Genomic DNA, 15,155 nt, shown 5'->3' with positions numbered 1-15,155 from the left:
CGGATATCTTGCGGGATAACGGTATTCATGCTATAGGCGCGGCTCATCCGCTGGTCCGGCCGAGTGGCGCTGAGCGGGCGTTTTCACGATGCGCGGGGTGGCAGGTATGCTGCTCGGCGGAGGATTCGCCTAGTGGCCTATGGCGCTCGCCTGGAACGCGGGTTGGGTTAACAGCCCTCGCGGGTTCGAATCCCGCATCCTCCGCAACCGACCCCGCCGGTGGGAACTCACCCCGGCGGGGTCTTTCTGTACACCGGGCGTGCGCGTTGGGCTCGTGCGCGGGGCCGGGGCGCACAGTTGCCGCGCCCCCCGGCGCGGGTGGTCTCCGCAAGCCGCTACACTGGCCCACGGATCCCGCGCGGCGCGCATCCTGTGAACTCCCCCAGGGCCGGAAGGCAGCAAGGGTCAACGGGCTCTGCCGGGTGCGCGGGGTCCCCTTAATCCGGACCGTGACATCGGTTACCTGAGCGGGGCGTCTGCCTCCACTTCCCCTCCCGGTTTCTTTCGCCGGACTGTTTCGGGCGCAGCCGGTCGCGGTCGCACCGCACTTCCCCGCCGGGCGGACTCATCGTGCTGCCGTATCCGAGCCGGGGTCCGCGCCCACCGAGAATCCCAACACCTCCCGGCCGTCTCGGCCCTACGGGTAACGTGGCCCGGGGCGGCCGTCACACCGGCCGCTCATAAGCGCATTCACCCCACCAGGTCGTTGGAAAGGCTGTCCAGGATGCCCCGGCAAACCCAGATCGGTTTGATGAGTCCCGAGGAACTCGCCGCCGAGCACGAACTCCAGTCCGCGAACTACGCGACACTGCAGGCCGCTGCGCTCGCTCTCGATCTGACCCGGGGTAAGCCTTCGCCGGAACAACTCGCCCTGTCCTCGGCGCTGCTCTCGCTGCCCGGCGACGGTGATTTCCGCGACGGCACCGGCACCGATTGCCGTAACTACGGTGGTCTGCACGGTCTTCCGGAGCTACGCGCCATCTTCGGCGAACTCCTCGGGATCGGCGTCGACAACCTGATCGCCGCCAACAACGCCAGCCTCGAACTGATGCACGACAGCATCGTCTACGCCACCCTGCACGGGCTACCCGATTCGCCGCGGCGGTGGGCCGACGAGCCGGTGGTGAAATTCCTGTGCCCGAGCCCGGGTTACGACCGGCATTTCGCGATCACCGAATCCCTGGGTTTCGAGATGATCCCGGTGCCGATGTTGCAGAACGGGCCGGACACCCGGATGATCGCCGAACTGCTCGCCGCGGACCCGCAGATCAAGGGTTTGTGGGCGGTGCCGAACTACTCGAACCCCACCGGTGTGGTGTTCTCCGAAGAGGTTGTCCGGGAACTCGTTTCGATGCCCGCGGCGGCGCCCGACTTCCGCTTGTTCTGGGACAACGCCTACGCCGTCCATCCGCTGACCGATACCGCGGCGCCGGTGCTCGATGTGCTCGCGCTCGCCGCGGCGGCCGGAAATCCGAACCGCCCCTTGGTCTTCGCCTCCACCTCGAAGATCACCTTCGCCGGTGCGGGCGTGAGCTTCTTCGGCGCCTCCACCGAGAACCTGAACTGGTATCTGGGCCATGCGTCGAAGAAGAGCATCGGGCCGGACAAGATCAACCAGTTGCGTCATCTGCGCTTCTTCAGCGACGCCGCCGGGGTGCGCGCGCATATGCAGAAGCATCGCGCCATCCTGGAACCCAAGTTCGCGTTGGTGCTGCGGATCCTCGAGGAGCGTCTGGGGTCGTCCAAGATCGCTTCCTGGACCGAGCCCAAAGGCGGCTACTTCGTCAGCCTCGATGTGCTCGAGGGCACCGCGTCGCGGGTCATCGAACTGGCGAAGAACGCCGGGATCGCCCTGACCGCCGCCGGTTCGGCCTTCCCGTACAAGAAGGATCCGGAGGACAAGAACATCCGGATCGCCCCCAGTTTCCCGGCGCTGCCGGAGCTGGAACAGGCCATGGACGGGTTGGCGACCTGCGTGCTCCTGGCGGCGACCGAGAAACTGCTGAAGTAGGACCGCCGGCCGGTCAGGCCGGTTTACGGGCGTATACCGCGAACATGGTCACCGAGAGGTGGATATCCCCGCTCGCGGCGCCCGCGGCCAGCTCGGCGAGCAGCCGCTCCCGGTCGCTCTCGGTGATCACCCGGCGCGCTACGGCCATCGCGGAAACCCGGCTGACCAGCGCCCCGGCCCCCACCGAACGGTCCTGAACCAGAGCATGCGACCCGGTGCTCTCGACCTCCAGGCCCGCGGCCGTGAGCAGCCCCTGCAATCGGCGGCCCGAATAGGGATTCGTGGTCGCCGAGATCAGGGTGTCGACGACCTCGCGGACGACCCGGGTATCGCCGGGGTGCACGATCGCCGAACCCCAGTCGGCATCCATCACCACCGTCCGGCCACCCGGGCGCAGGACGCGGGCGATCTCGCGGGCCGCGCGCGCCGGCGCGGTGAGGTGCTGGAACACCCGTTCGCACAGCACGGCGTCGAAGGTCTCCGGGCCGAACGGCACACCGTAGGCGTCACCGGAGTGGAAGGTCGCGGTGGAGTGGGCCTCGGCGGCACGTCGTTCGGCGGCGGCGAGCAGATTGGGGTCGGGTTCGACGCCGGCGGCCAGGCCGGTGGGTCCCACCGCCTCGGCGAAGGCGATGACCTCCGATCCGGTTCCGGAGCCGATATCGACGGCATGCTCACCCGGTTGCAGCGCGAGCGCCTCGTGCGCCCATTCCCGCAGCCGGGTGAGGCCGGGGATGGTGGCCTGTAGATCGCGGATATCGACCAGCTGGTCCTGGCCGGCGGAGTCGAAACGGTCGGGGCGTAACCCGAAACTGTCCATGGGTCCGTGTCCATCCAGTGTGGTGGGTGGGTAGATCGCCGTGTCTGGCATGGGGCGAGCCTAATATGTGCCCGGAGGCCGTGGGATCATCGCTGTAGTCCCGAGCATGTGCGTCAGAAGGCGGTGGCGCAGCGTCACCGCGCAGGGCCCCGCTCATGCTCCCTAGGCGCGGTGAGGAGAAGGCAATGGCCGAATTGTGTCTGGCGCAGGACCCCGAGGCAGACCGGTTGCTATCGCAGAACCCGCTGGCGCTGGTGATCGGGATGCTCCTGGACCAGCAGTATCCGCTCGAACACGCCTTCCGCGGTCCGAAGAAGATCGCCGACCGGATGGGCGGGCTCGATATCCACGCGATCGCCACGGCCGACCAGGCCGAATTCGAGGAGATGGCCGCGACACCACCCGCCATCCACCGCTACGGCCGGTCCATGGCGCGGCGGATCCAGGATCTGGCGCGCTTTGTGATCGAACATTACGACGGTGACGTGACGGCGATCTGGACCGCCGGGGACCCGGACGGCAAAGAGGTGCTGAAACGGTTGAAAGCACTTCCCGGGTACGGCGATCAGAAGGCCCGGATCTTCCTCGCACTCCTGGGCAAACAGCTCGATATCCGCCCGCCCGGCTGGGAGGCGGCGGCCGGTGACTATGCCGAGCCGGGGTCACGGCGTTCGGCGGCCGATATCGTCGACAACGAGACCTTGCTCGAAGTCCGCGCGTTCAAGAAGCAGCTGAAGGCGGCTGCGAAACAGAAGTGAGACCGGTCAGCGCAGGCGCGCCAGCCGGGTGAGTTCGGTGGCCAGGCCGGAATCGCCGATCGGGGTGAGCGACAGGTCGGCGCCCGCGGCGAGCAGATAGCGCCCGTCGCCGGTGAAATCGAGCCAGGTGCGGTGGATCGGTGGCGGCGACATCGGGTTTTCCGGGGCGACGGCGATGGTGACGAAGCCCCGGGCGTCGATCGGCCGATGGAGTGCCGCTCGTAGCCGCCGGGCCCCGATCGCGGCGGTGCCCTCCGGGCCGAGGCCGGGCTCGGGACAGAGCACCGCCGAGCGTGGCTCTCGCATCGCGGGCAGCTTGCCCGCCCGCGCCGGGCCGAGCGTGCTGACCACATGTTTGCCGACGGTGCGCGCGTGGCAGGCGATCACCGTGATCTCCCCGGCCCGGGCCCGTACCAGCGCACCCCAGTTACCGAATCCGACGGCGACTGCCAGCACAGGCTCCCCGCGGCGTTCCAGACCGTCGAACTCGTCGCCGAAAACGGTGATCCGGGTGACGTCGGTGCGGGCCAGGAAGCGCAGGGTGCCGGTGAGATCGGGGTCGCCGTTGGGTGGGAACCGCCGGTCGAGTCCGAGCGCCGACCGTTCCCGCTCGGTGGCGGCGGTCCCCCGCGGGGCGAGATCGATGGGGTGGGGGCGCCGGTCGAGTCCTGTTTCGGTCTGCCAGAGGTGACTGAACTCGTCCGGCGTGAACACCCATTCCATCAGTGGCTCCCGCCACCCGGATCGGCACGTTCGGTTCGTTCGGCCTCGGTGTACTCGCCGAGAACCGGCGGGACCATCGGCTCGGTCGCCGTCAGATCCTCGTTCGGAGCGTGCAGGTAATCGGGGCTCGAGCGCTCGTCGCCGGCCGTGCGGGCCGGCGCAGCGGTGCCGGTGGGCAGCGGCACCCCGGCGGGAACCAGCCGCGCCGGCCGTCCGGCCGGGTGCTCGTGTTCACCCGCCCGGGAACCTGGACTTTCCGTAGCGGTCCCCGCCGGCCCGAGCGGTTCGCGGCCCGTCGGGCCGCCGGGGCGGGTGGTGCCGGGTGCGCCGGGGTCCGAACCGTTGAACTCCGGCCCGGCGGGACCGGCGCCGGTGAGGGTAGAAGGGCCTGGAACGGCCGGTGCCGCGATATCCGGACCGACTGCGGGCAGCGACGGTCCCGGGCGGTTTCCGGTCGCGGTAGGAGCCGGTGGCTGACCGGAGCCCACCGGAGGGTCGGCCGGGCTGCCGTGCGCCGGGGCGGGCAGGGGCCCGGCCGGAGCGCTGGGCGGTGCGGTGGGCACCGGTTGGGTTGTGAGTGGGTTTACCGGGCCTGGGTTTGCCGGGCCTGTGCCGGTCGGAATCGGTGTGGTCGGTGGTGTGGCAGGTATCGGTTGGGCCGGGGCAGGGTTCGCCGGGCCTGCGCTGGTTGGGATCGGCGTGGCGGGTGCCGGCTGGGCCGGGGTTGCCGGGCCTGTGCCGGTTGAGATCGGTGCGATGGGTGTTGCGGCGGGGATCGGTTGGGCCGTGGCCGGGTTCGCCGGGCCAGTGCCCGTCAAGATCGGTGTGGCGGAGATCGGTGGGGCCGCGAGTGGGGTTGCCGGGCCTGTGCCGGTCGGCACCGGAGCGGTAGGCGGTGGTACGGGAAGTGGTTGGGCGGTGGGCGGGTTTATCGGGCCTGTGCCCGGGGGGATCGGCGCCGGTGGCGGGGTGGTCGACGGACCCGCGGGTGGACGTGGTGTGTGGTCGGCGCTGCCGGGCGACGCGGGCGGTGTTGTACCGGGTGTGGCCGGGGTGGATCGGCCCGCGGGATCCGTTCCGGCGGGCGGGGTGTCGGGCGGGGGAGCCGTGCCGGCGGGGGTTGTGCCTGCCGGTAGTTCCGCGGACGGTGGGGGCGTGGATCCCGGCGCGTCCACATGGGGTGCGGAATCTGCCGGGGCTCCCCCCGGATTCACGGGTGGCCGGGCCGGCGATGCGGATGCATCTGCTGGGCCTGCGGGGCGTCCGGCCGGGTCCGCGGGTGCTTCGGCCGGGTCTGCGGGTGTTCCGGCCGGGTCTGCGGGTGCCACGGCTGGGGCTGTGGGTGCTTCGGTCGGAACCGTGGGTGGTTGCGCCGGGGCGGGGACCGAGGAGAGGCCGGTCGATATGGGTACCGATCCAGGCAGGTCCGGACGGGAGCCGGTCGGTGATGGCGGGTTCGTACCGGCTCCTCCCGGTGCCGAGGCGGTATTCGTATCGCCGGTCTCGGGGGCGGTGGTTCCTGCCGGGGCGGTGGAATTCGTTTCGCTGGCCGGTCCCGGTCCCGGTCCCGGTCCTGTTCCCGGTCCGGGATCGGTGCTCGGTGTCCTGAGGAAGGCCGGCGTGCCGGTGAGGCCCGATACCGGGGTGGTGTCCGGCGTCGCTAGGGCGGTGGGGAACCGGGGGACGTTGTCGCCGCTCGCCGGGATCGTCGGGTTGTAGGTGTAGGTCATGGTGTCCTGCGCGGTGGCCGTTGCCGCCGCCGCGGCGGTGTTGTAGGCGGTGCGGCGGGGGCCGCCGGTCGCCGCCTCGACCGCGGGGTCCGGATCCGGCCGGTAAGGCTCCGGTGGCGGTGGTAGCGCCGCCCGGACAGCTTCGGCGGCATCGGCATTCGCCGCCATGAGCTGATGCAGCGCCCGGCAGACCGCGACGGTATCGTCACCGGCCCGGATCAGGCCGGCCGCAGCCGTGTGCGCGGCGGACGCCGCGAGACCGGACCATTCGCCGGAGAGCCGGCCGAGCTCGCGGGCGTGTTCGTCGAACGCCGATTCCACGGAGTCCGCGGCCGCGCCCCACGCATCGGCCACGCGGCGCAGTTCGGCCGGTGCCAGCGGCTCGTGGGCCAGATCCCAGATCTGTTGATGAGTGTAGGAATCGAAAACCTCGCGATCGGGCACGTAGGCCGGATCGGTGCCGGCGCTCGGTGCGCCGGCCTGCCCCTGGTGTGTCACGGTCTGCCCCCTTGTTCGCGCGGTCCGTGCCCACCGGGTGGATGCCGGACCGGGTGATGTCAATACTGCTGTGCCCCTGCGTAATTGGCTATGATGCCGTAATCGGGCCGGTATCCGCCAGCGCCGCGGCCAGAGCAGCTGCGTTGGCTGCGTCGGCCTCTTCGAACAATGCGGCGGCTGCCAGATAGGCCGCCTTGTGGCGGAGCGCCGCTTGCTCGAAGGCGGTGAGCACGTCGAGTAGTTCCCGCCCTTTCGCGCTGAAACCGGCGGTCAGTGCCCGGCCCGAAGGTAGTTCCGGGAAACCGGCTACCTGCGTGAGCTCGGCGGCGCCGTTACGTGCCGCCTGTAGCCGCTCCACCAGCCGGTCGCAGGAAGCGGCCAGTTCCCGCGCGACCTCTTCGGACATCCGGAACTCGCCGGCGCGAGCCGCGTCGTGCAGCCGAATCCCGGCCTGCCGGCCCAGATCTGGGATGGACATCGTTCTCCCCCTTCGTCACTCCCCACCTCGAGACCGGAGCATAGCAGCGGAAAAGGTCCCGGACCAGGGTCGATAGTTCCGTACGGCCACGACATCGATCGCCACCGTGGGCGGGAGGTCTCCGGAAAACCATCCCCTCGGCACGTTCGTCGGACTGCCCGAGGGAGCTGTCCCGGGGTTGTCGCATGGCCTCCGCGAGCGCGCGGGGATATTCCCCGTTCGGTGACGGAGAATATTTTCCGTGAATTCCCGGAGAATATTTATCGCGGCGCAGTGGGCAATATTTCCCGGACTTTCCCGGGGAATGTCGATGTCGGTGAATTCACGCTCGCGCGCGGTGCCGGAAATCGGCCGGACGGGACGCATCTGTAGAACGTCGAGGTGAACCGGCCGGGCCCTGTCCGGTGGACCATACCGGGCGGACGGTTCCGGACGCGCCGGAAAACCGCGCACTACCTGGTGAAACGCCCGGATCCGGGATACGTCGGTAAGGAACCCCTTGGTACGGCGCGGCAAGGGATGTTAATTTATTTGTTATGTCTACCAGCGGCACCAAACCGAAGCCGGTCACTTATGTGACCGCCGCGCTCGGTCTCCGGTTGCCGCTCACTCGCGAGTTGTGTTGCTCCCGCCGCCGCGGTTGAGCGATCTCGAACCACTCGCCGCCTCGTTGTAGTTCATATAGGCATATCCGGCGTGAGCCGGAATTCATCGAGGAAATCATATGGCTGTCCGTACCGCCGAACGTATCTCGTCGCAGGCCCCCGCTGTCCGCACCCGCGTCGCCCGTCCCGTCGTTCCCCCGGACCTGCGGGTCTCCGATAATCCGGCCGCGGCCGTGCTGCGCTCGGCCACCACCGGCCCGGTTTTCCGCGATAAGACCGCCCGCGCCACCGGCTTGAGTATCGCCACCGTCAATCGCCAGGTCTCCGCACTGCTCACAGCCGGTTTGCTGCGCGAGCGCGCAGACCTCACCGCCTCGGGCGCGGTCGGCCGGCCCCGGGTGCCGTTCGAGGTGGATATCGACACCTTCGGCACCCTCGGAGTCCATATCGGTGCCGCGGCCACCAGAATCGTGCTGGCCGATCTACGGGGCCGGATCCTGGGTGGCCTCACCATCGCGACACCGCAAACGGGGCAGGAATTCGCTGTCAAAACCGTCGCGCACAGTGCGAAATCCTTCCTCCAGCGGTGGTATCGGCGGACGCCACTGTGGGTCGGCGTGGCCATCGGCGGCCGGGTCGATCCGAGTACCGGTGTGGTCGACCATCCGAAACTGGGCTGGCAGGCGGCACCGGTGGGTGCGGTGTTCAGCGAGGTGCTGGGGTTGCCGATCACGGTCGCTCCGCACGTCGAGGCGATGGCCGCCGCGGAACTGCTGCTGCCCGGGGTACACGGCGATCCGGCCGACGCCCCCGACCCGGCGGCCGCACTGCACGGCAGCAGCCTCTACTTCTACGTCCGCGAAACCGCCGGTATCTCGGTGACCCTGGACGGCCGGGTACACACCCCGAGCAACGGCCCCGGCTCGATCGCCCACCTCCCGACCGGTTCCGACGTCGAATGCGAATGCGGCCGGCGCGGGTGCCTGGAAGCCACGGTCGGTGACCGTGGACTCCACGCGCGGGCGGTCGGACACGGAATCATTCCCGCGCACAACGGCAAAGCCAGTTCGAACATCGGCGACCTCTACCGCGCCGCCGCCAACGGTTCGGAACCGGCCCGCGAACTGCTCGCGGACCGGGCCACTGTGCTCGGCCGCACAGTGGCCCTGGTGCGGGATATGCTCAACCCCGACCGCGTGGTACTCGGCGGCCAGGCCTTCACGACCTACCGCCCCGGCCTGGCGCATGTCGCCCGCTCGTTCAACGAGGCAACGGTACTGCCCCCCACCGATATCCGGGTCACCGGCTACGCATCGAAGGTGCAGGAGTTCGCCGCCGTCGTGAGCTCCCTCAGCGCCCTCTACGCCGACCCCCTCGCCGCCCTCCGCCGCCTCCAGGCAGTGTAGTTTTTGGGGGGCGCGGGGGGGGGGGCGGCGCGGGCGGGGGGGGGCGGGGCGCCGGGCGCCCGGCGCCCCCCCCCCCCCCCGGGGCCACCTGGGGGCCCAAACCCCGCGCCGCGGTTGGGGCCCCCTAAGACACGACTCAGTTCAGGGGCGCCGACTTCCACCAGGTGACCATCTCGGGGATGGTGCCGACGATGCCGTCGGTGTACATCAGGTACTGCGCGCGTTCCGGATGGTTGGTGAACACCGTGACCATCTTCGGGCCGTCGCTGTCCCATTTGTAGTTGGTGTAGGTGCGGCTGCCGTTGGTGTCGCTGGATTTCTCGGCCGTGGCCGGCAGGCCCTTGACCACCGAGTCGACCTCGTCGGCGGAATCGTAGACATAGATGCGGTAGAACGGGTCGTCGTTGTCGCCGCCGCCGTAGCAACGCCACTGCCAGGCCCATTTGCCGAAGTCGGGTTCGCCGTCGTCGGGGCTGGGGGTGTAGCCGTCATCGGTTTCCCAGCATTTCGCGCCGTTGTAACCGATTTCCTCTTCCTTGGTGGCGGGCACCAGCTGCGGGAATTCCTTGCTGATGGAATCCGCGGTGGCCGGCACCGGCGCGACCGTGGTCTGGGTCGAGGTGCCGGCGGCCTCGTTGTCACCGCCCTCGCCGCCACCGCTGGTGGCCAGGGCCACGACACCGACGACCACACCGATCAGCACCACGAGCCCGATACAGATCGCGGCGATCAGGCCGGTATTCGATTTCCGGGGCGGTGGCCCGCCATGGGCGACCTGCGGCATCGGTTGCGGATAGCTGGTGGGCCCGGTGTAGCCGCCCGGACCGCCCCCGTACGGCTGGCCGACCGGTGTCGGATAGCCGGGGCCGCTCCCGTAGGGCTGCTGATGCATATCGCTGTTCGGCCGACCGCCCAGCTCGGCGGGCTGCTGCTGGTAACCGCTCGGGTAGGACGGCTGGCCCTGCTGCACACCGCTGGCGTACGGCTGCCCCTGCTGGATCCCGCTCGCGTACGGCTGCCCCTGCTGGACACCGCTGGCATACGGCTGTGCCTGCGTACCGGCAGCGTATGGCTGCGGCGCCGCGGTACTGGGATAGGGGTTCGCGCCGCTGCTGTACGGCGCGTTCGGCTGGTAGGGCGAGGCCACCGCGGTCGGCGGTAGCGACGGCGGGATACCGGGCGAACCGGGCGAGGTCAGCGCCAGCTTCGCCGCCTCGGCGAATTCGCTGCACGAGGTGAAGCGGTCGTCGGGGCGTTTGGCCATCGCCTTGGCCAGCACCGAGTCCAGGGCGGGCGGCAGTTCCGGCCGGGCCGCGTGCAGCGACGGCGGCGGCGATTGCAGATGTCCTTGGATCACGCCGGCCGGATTGGTGGCGGTGAACGGACCGTTCCCGGTGAGCAGCCAGTACAGCGAACAGGCCAGCGAGTACTGGTCCGAGCGGTGGTCCAGATCGGCGCCGGTGAGCTGTTCGGGTGAGGCATAGGCCAGGGTGGCGGTGAACGTACCGGTCTGTGTGAGATGCCCGGTGTCGTCGCGCAACCGGGCGATACCGAAGTCGGTGAGGTAGACCCGCTCACCGCGGCCGCCGGTCGAGCGGGCCAGCAGGATATTGGCGGGTTTGACATCGCGGTGCATCACGCCCATACCGTGCGCGTAGTCCAGCGCGGACGCGGTTTCGGCGATGATCTGCACGGCCCGTTCGGGGGGCAGTTTCTGCGGATCGACCGAGGCGGCGTCGATACCGTCGATGTACTGCATGGAGATCCACAGCTGCTCGTCCTCGAGCCCGCGGTCGTACACCGTGACGATATTGGGATGGTCCAGGCGGGCGACCAGATCGGCCTCCCGTTCGAATCTGGCGCGCACCTCCTTATCGAAGAACATCTCCCGATTCAGCAGTTTCAGCGCCGTCATCCGCGGCAGCCGCGGATGTTTCGCCAGATAGACCGAGCCCATCCCACCGCGGCCGAGTTGCCGGTCGATGACATAGCCGGCGAAAACATCGCCGTTGGCCAGCATGTCCGCTCCAATTCCCGCCGCGCCGCCGGGACCCACCGGCAACACGTGCGTAGACGAAAAGCGTGACCGGACCGCATCGGTTCGGTCACGCGAAATCATCGAAACCATAGCAGGAGCCGATACTTCACCGGCGGCTCTCATCTCCCGGCTCACCAGCCCGCGACCCGCCACCCCGCCGGGCAGGCCCGGGCCACGCCCTACGCCCGGGCATCGGGTTCGGCCGAGCCCTGCTCCCCCGCCGTCCGCCACCCCGGCAGTACCTGGCAGCGGCGCGTTCCGGATCTACTACTTCAGGGTGTACCGCCTGGTTGCGGTGGTGCGCCGCCCAGATCGGGCGGTGCCGAGCCGCGTGGCTCCGGTACCGGCGGACCGCCACCCGGGCGGCGGCGAAAACTGGGCAGATCGATAACCGCGGGTTCGGCCGGCTCCGGCCGGGGCGGATCCGGCCGCGGCAGACCGCCCGGGACGGACCGCCGCGCACCGGGGCCGGGCGGCCGGAATTCGGTCGAGGCGGGCGGCGGCTCCCCCGCGTCGGCCGGCGGTCGATTACCCGCGGCGTGCCGCGGTCCCGGAGCGGCGGGGCGCCGGTACTCACTGGATCCGTGCGGTGGCACCGGTGGCGGTCGCCGGTATTCGCGCGAACCGTACCGCGGCGGTACGGCACCGGCCTGCCGGTATTCGGTGGACCGGTACGGCGGCCCGCCGGGCACGCCGGCCTGCCCGAATTCGCCGGAACCGTACGCCGGAGCCCCCGGTCCGGGCATACGCGGCCCTGGGCGCAGCCGCACCCCGGGCCCCGGCGCGTGCCCACCGCGCGCCGGGGGGCGCAGTGCGTGCCGCGCGGCGGCGGCGAACTCGGTACAGCTGAGGAAGCGGTCGGCCGGACTCTTGGCCAGCGCGCGCGCCAGTACGTCGTCGAGCGCGGGCGGCAACCCGGGCCGGATCCGGCTCAACCGCGGGATCGGCGCGCGGAGATGGGCCTGGATGAGTTCGGCCGGATTGGAACCCGGATACGGACCCGATCCGGTGAGCAGCCAGAACAGCGTGCAGGCCAGCGAGTACTGATCGCCGCGGTGGTCCAGTTTCGCACCGGTCAGTTGTTCGGGCGCCGCGTAGGCGAGAGTGGCGGTGATGGTATCGGCCGCGGCGATGGTGGTCTCGGCGTCCCGTACCCCCGCGATCCCGAAATCGGTGAGCAACACCCGTTCCGGCTGGCCGATGGGCGGTTTCGCGAGCAGGATATTGCCCGGTTTCACATCCCGGTGCAGCACCCCGTTGGCGTGCGCGAAGTCCAGCGCGACACCGGTATCGGCGATGATCTGTACCGCCCGGCGCGGGTCGAGTACGTGCAGGTCCACCAGTGAGGCGTCCGATCCCGGGACGTACTGCATGGAGATCCAGAGCTGTTTGCCCTCGGCGCCGCGGTCGTAGACGGTGACGATATTGGGGTGTTCGAGCCGGCCGGCGAGTTCGGATTCGCGTTCGAAACGCAGCCGGATCTCCCTGTCGGAGTACAGGTCCGGGTTGAGCAGTTTGAGTGCCACCAGCCGGGGCAGCCGGGGATGTCTGGCGAGGAAGACCATGCCCATTCCCCCGACACCCAGCCGCCGTCGGATGGCATAGCCCGCGAAGTCCTCACCAGGCTGGAGCATCGCCGAATTCCCCCTCGTCGGGTCGTGCACGATTCTACCGGTGTATCTTCCCGCACCGCCCGCGCGCAACACGAGGGCCCGGTGTCGGAAGCGGCCGATAGTCTGACCGTATGCGCATTGGAGCACACGTCCGGATGGACAGCGACCCGATCGGGTACGGCGAGCAACTCGGCGCCGATGTCGTACAACTGTTCGTGGTGGATCCGCAGAGCTGGGACAAACCCGAGCCCCACCCCGCCACCGAACAGATCCTCGCCAGCCCGATCGATGTGGTGGTGCATTCCTCGTATCAGATCAATGTGGCCAGTACCAACAACCGGCTGCGGATGCCGTCCCGCAACGCGGTGGCCCTGCAGGCGCAGGCGGCCGCCGATCTCGGCGCGTTCGGGCTGGTCGTGCACGGCGGCCATGTCCGGTCCGACGAGGAGATGGCGGCCGGCTTCGTCAACTGGCGCAAACTGTTCGAACGCCAGCAGGACAAGGGCGGTTTCGCGGTGCCGATCCTGATCGAGAACACCGCCGGCGGAAATCATGCGATGGCCCGGCATTTCGATACCATCGCCCGGCTGTGGGACGCGGTCGGCGAGTTCGGCGCGGGTTTCTGCCTGGACACCTGCCACGCCTGGGCCGGCGGCGAAGACCTGGTGGGCGTGGTGGAACGGATCCGCGCGATCACCGGCCGCATCGATCTGGTGCACCTGAACTCCTCCCGCGATGCGTTCGATTCCGGTGCGGACCGGCACGCCAATTTCGCCACCGGCACCATCGACCCCGAACTGCTCGCGGAGGTGTGCCGCACCGCCGACGCCCCGGTGGTCCTGGAGACCCCTGCCGAGGGTATGGCCGAGGATCTCGCGTATCTCCGCGAACATCTCGGCTAGACGTGTCCGCGGGCCGATCCGGCGGTGAAATCACGATCCCGAGGCGGCCCGCCGCATAACGGGTGCGCGACGCCGCGGCCACGACTGTCCGCAGATCAGTCCGCGGCCCGGCCTCCTGTGCGGGGCACAGGCGATCTCGCCGACACGGCGCCGTGTTAGCACGGCTGCGCGGACACGGCGCCGCTGACGCTCGGTACCCGCCACGCCATGGCCCTCGCCGACCGGCGCAGCAGCGCGCGCCGACCTGTGTTGCCGGCGCCGGTCCGGAGCGCGTTGCGCTCAGCGCGACCGCAAACCTTTTCGGCGGACGGAGCCGATGGTGTGCTCGGGAGGCGTTATCAACCGCTGCGATCCGTGAGGTACCCATGACTTCCGAAAACACTTCTCCCACCGCACTCCCTGTCGTGGTCAAGCTGGGGGCCGAGATCGGTGCCCGGATCGACGGCGTCCGGCTGGCCGGCGATCTCGGCCCCGCCGCCGTGGAGGTGATCCGTAAGGCGCTGGTGCAGCACAAGGTGATCTTCTTCCGGGGCCAGCACCACCTGACCGAGGACGGGCAGTACGAGTTCGCCGAACTGCTGGGCAGTCCCACCACCCCGCATCCCACGGTGACCTCGCACGGTGAGAAGACCCTCGCCATCGATTCCGAATACGGCGCCGCCAACAGCTGGCATACCGATGTGACGTTCGTGGACCGGATTCCGAAGGCCTCGATCCTGCGCGCGGTGACCCTCCCGCCGTACGGGGGCTCCACCACCTGGGCCTCCACGGTCGCCGCCTATAACGCGCTGCCCGAACCGCTGCGGGAGCTGGCCGAGAGCCTGCGCGCGGTGCACACGAATGTCTACGACTACGCGGCCCGCCACGGTCAGCAGCCGGACGCGAAGGCCCGCGAGCACCGCGCCGAGTTCGAATCGTCGCTGTACGAAACCGAGCACCCGGTGGTGCGGGTGCACCCGGAGAGTGGCGAGCGGGCCCTGTTGCTCGGCCATTTCGTGAAGAATTTCGCGGGTTTCTCCACGAACGAATCGCAGACCCTGTTCCGTCTTTTCCAGGACCGGGTCACCCGGCTGGAGAACACGGTGCGCTGGAACTGGCAACTCGGTGACGTGGCCATCTGGGACAACCGGGCCACCCAGCACTACGCGATCAACGATTACGACAACCAGCCCCGTCGCCTCACCCGTATCACCCTCGCCGGTGATATCCCGGTCGGCGTGGACGGCCGGCCCAGCACCGTACTCACCGGGGACGCGACGCACTATTCGGTGGTCGAGGAGCCCCAGCGGCTGGCCTCCTGAACCCACCGCCTCGCCGGGCTCGCACCGGGCCGGGTAAGACCGCCGCGGCCATCGCGGAGCCGGCCCGGGGGGGGGCAGCCTGGTGTCGTTTCCCGCGCGGCTGGCCACCGTATTGCCGCCGGACACCGCGACGGTTACCAACGCCGTCGCGGTTTGGCCCGGCCCCGGTAACGGGTTAGGGGGGGGCACCACCGCGAGGCCGAGCGGTATATCGAGCCCTCCTCGGTATACCGCCCGCCCCCTTGGCATCGGCTGCCCGCCCTGCCCCGGAG

At 69.7% G+C, this 15,155-nt stretch carries 12 protein-coding genes, 1 tRNA gene and 1 other RNA gene; 8 read left to right on the top strand and 6 right to left on the bottom strand.

Annotated features, from left to right (window positions below; genetic code table 11):
* The first annotated feature begins 118 nt into the window (after window positions 1-118).
* The 3 genes from QH276_RS07825 (at window position 119) to QH276_RS07815 (ending at window position 2,011) form a co-directional block, all read left to right on the top strand.
* A tRNA-Ser gene (locus QH276_RS07825) sits at window positions 119-204 on the top strand.
* Between the two features lie 142 nt (window positions 205-346).
* Window positions 347-441, top strand: an RNA gene (ffs, locus tag QH276_RS07820) — signal recognition particle sRNA small type.
* A gap of 283 nt (window positions 442-724) precedes the next feature.
* The gene (locus QH276_RS07815) at window positions 725-2,011 is read left to right on the top strand and encodes an aminotransferase class I/II-fold pyridoxal phosphate-dependent enzyme (RefSeq protein ID WP_280399457.1); all 1,287 of its coding nucleotides are present in this window, start codon (window positions 725-727) and stop codon (window positions 2,009-2,011) included.
* Window positions 2,012-2,024: 13 nt separating this feature from the next.
* Here the strand turns inward: QH276_RS07815 and QH276_RS07810 are convergent, their stop codons facing one another.
* The gene (locus tag QH276_RS07810; protein WP_280399462.1) at window positions 2,025-2,831 is read right to left on the bottom strand and encodes a methyltransferase domain-containing protein; all 807 of its coding nucleotides are present in this window, start codon (window positions 2,829-2,831) and stop codon (window positions 2,025-2,027) included.
* 185 nt (window positions 2,832-3,016) lie between these two features.
* On the opposite strand from QH276_RS07810, the gene QH276_RS07805 reads away from it, so the two are divergent.
* Entirely contained in the window at window positions 3,017-3,589 is a 573-nt protein-coding gene (locus tag QH276_RS07805) for an HhH-GPD-type base excision DNA repair protein (protein ID WP_280399456.1), read from the top strand.
* Window positions 3,590-3,595: 6 nt separating this feature from the next.
* On the opposite strand, the gene QH276_RS07800 is transcribed toward QH276_RS07805, so the two are convergent.
* From QH276_RS07800 to QH276_RS07790, 3 genes are all read right to left on the bottom strand, one after another.
* Entirely contained in the window at window positions 3,596-4,312 is a 717-nt protein-coding gene (locus tag QH276_RS07800) for an ESX secretion-associated protein EspG (RefSeq protein ID WP_280399455.1), read from the bottom strand.
* A complete protein-coding gene (locus QH276_RS07795; protein ID WP_280399454.1) occupies window positions 4,312-4,875 on the bottom strand; it encodes a hypothetical protein in 564 nt (187 codons plus the stop codon). Before QH276_RS07795 ends, QH276_RS07800 begins: the two co-directional genes overlap by 1 nt.
* A gap of 1,753 nt (window positions 4,876-6,628) precedes the next feature.
* Window positions 6,629-7,018 (bottom strand): hypothetical protein, encoded by a 390-nt coding sequence (locus tag QH276_RS07790; RefSeq protein ID WP_280399453.1) that lies wholly within the window; start codon window positions 7,016-7,018, stop codon window positions 6,629-6,631.
* Window positions 7,019-7,240: 222 nt separating this feature from the next.
* Between QH276_RS07790 and QH276_RS07785 the strand changes: the two genes are divergently transcribed.
* The gene (locus QH276_RS07785) at window positions 7,241-7,390 is read left to right on the top strand and encodes a hypothetical protein (protein WP_280399452.1); all 150 of its coding nucleotides are present in this window, start codon (window positions 7,241-7,243) and stop codon (window positions 7,388-7,390) included.
* Window positions 7,391-7,742: 352 nt separating this feature from the next.
* The gene (locus tag QH276_RS07780) at window positions 7,743-9,029 is read left to right on the top strand and encodes an ROK family protein (protein ID WP_280399451.1); all 1,287 of its coding nucleotides are present in this window, start codon (window positions 7,743-7,745) and stop codon (window positions 9,027-9,029) included.
* 136 nt (window positions 9,030-9,165) lie between these two features.
* Here the strand turns inward: QH276_RS07780 and QH276_RS07775 are convergent, their stop codons facing one another.
* Together QH276_RS07775 and QH276_RS07770 are read right to left on the bottom strand one after the other, a co-directional pair.
* The gene (locus tag QH276_RS07775; protein WP_280399891.1) at window positions 9,166-11,049 is read right to left on the bottom strand and encodes a serine/threonine-protein kinase; all 1,884 of its coding nucleotides are present in this window, start codon (window positions 11,047-11,049) and stop codon (window positions 9,166-9,168) included.
* Window positions 11,050-11,339: 290 nt separating this feature from the next.
* The gene (locus tag QH276_RS07770) at window positions 11,340-12,701 is read right to left on the bottom strand and encodes a serine/threonine-protein kinase (protein ID WP_280399890.1); all 1,362 of its coding nucleotides are present in this window, start codon (window positions 12,699-12,701) and stop codon (window positions 11,340-11,342) included.
* A gap of 110 nt (window positions 12,702-12,811) precedes the next feature.
* Between QH276_RS07770 and QH276_RS07765 the strand changes: the two genes are divergently transcribed.
* Window positions 12,812-13,582 carry a deoxyribonuclease IV gene (locus tag QH276_RS07765; RefSeq protein WP_280399889.1) on the top strand — a complete coding sequence of 257 codons (771 nt, stop codon included), beginning with the start codon at window positions 12,812-12,814 and terminating at the stop codon, window positions 13,580-13,582.
* Window positions 13,583-13,947: 365 nt separating this feature from the next.
* Window positions 13,948-14,883: a TauD/TfdA dioxygenase family protein gene (locus QH276_RS07760; protein WP_280399888.1), complete on the top strand. Its 936-nt coding sequence runs from the start codon at window positions 13,948-13,950 to the stop codon at window positions 14,881-14,883.
* Window positions 14,884-15,155: the final 272 nt, after the last annotated feature.

The sequence above is a fragment of the Nocardia carnea genome (assembly GCF_029869215.1).
Lineage (GTDB): Bacteria > Actinomycetota > Actinomycetes > Mycobacteriales > Mycobacteriaceae > Nocardia > Nocardia carnea_B.
The sequence above is the reverse complement of the archived record's forward strand: the minus strand, read 5'-3'. Positions and strand labels throughout refer to the sequence as shown.

Bases quoted from the DNA above. Each gene is read 5' to 3' on its own strand.
- QH276_RS07815 (WP_280399457.1), top strand. From the start codon at position 725: ATGCCCCGGCAAACCCAGATCGGTTTGATGAGTCCCGAGGAACTCGCC.
- QH276_RS07810 (WP_280399462.1), bottom strand. From the start codon at position 2,831: ATGGACAGTTTCGGGTTACGCCCCGACCGTTTCGACTCCGCCGGCCAG.
- QH276_RS07805 (WP_280399456.1), top strand. From the start codon at position 3,017: ATGGCCGAATTGTGTCTGGCGCAGGACCCCGAGGCAGACCGGTTGCTA.
- QH276_RS07800 (WP_280399455.1), bottom strand. From the start codon at position 4,312: ATGGAATGGGTGTTCACGCCGGACGAGTTCAGTCACCTCTGGCAGACC.
- QH276_RS07790 (WP_280399453.1), bottom strand. From the start codon at position 7,018: ATGTCCATCCCAGATCTGGGCCGGCAGGCCGGGATTCGGCTGCACGAC.
- QH276_RS07780 (WP_280399451.1), top strand. From the start codon at position 7,743: ATGGCTGTCCGTACCGCCGAACGTATCTCGTCGCAGGCCCCCGCTGTC.
- QH276_RS07775 (WP_280399891.1), bottom strand. From the start codon at position 11,049: ATGCTGGCCAACGGCGATGTTTTCGCCGGCTATGTCATCGACCGGCAA.
- QH276_RS07770 (WP_280399890.1), bottom strand. From the start codon at position 12,701: ATGCTCCAGCCTGGTGAGGACTTCGCGGGCTATGCCATCCGACGGCGG.
- QH276_RS07765 (WP_280399889.1), top strand. From the start codon at position 12,812: ATGCGCATTGGAGCACACGTCCGGATGGACAGCGACCCGATCGGGTAC.
- QH276_RS07760 (WP_280399888.1), top strand. From the start codon at position 13,948: ATGACTTCCGAAAACACTTCTCCCACCGCACTCCCTGTCGTGGTCAAG.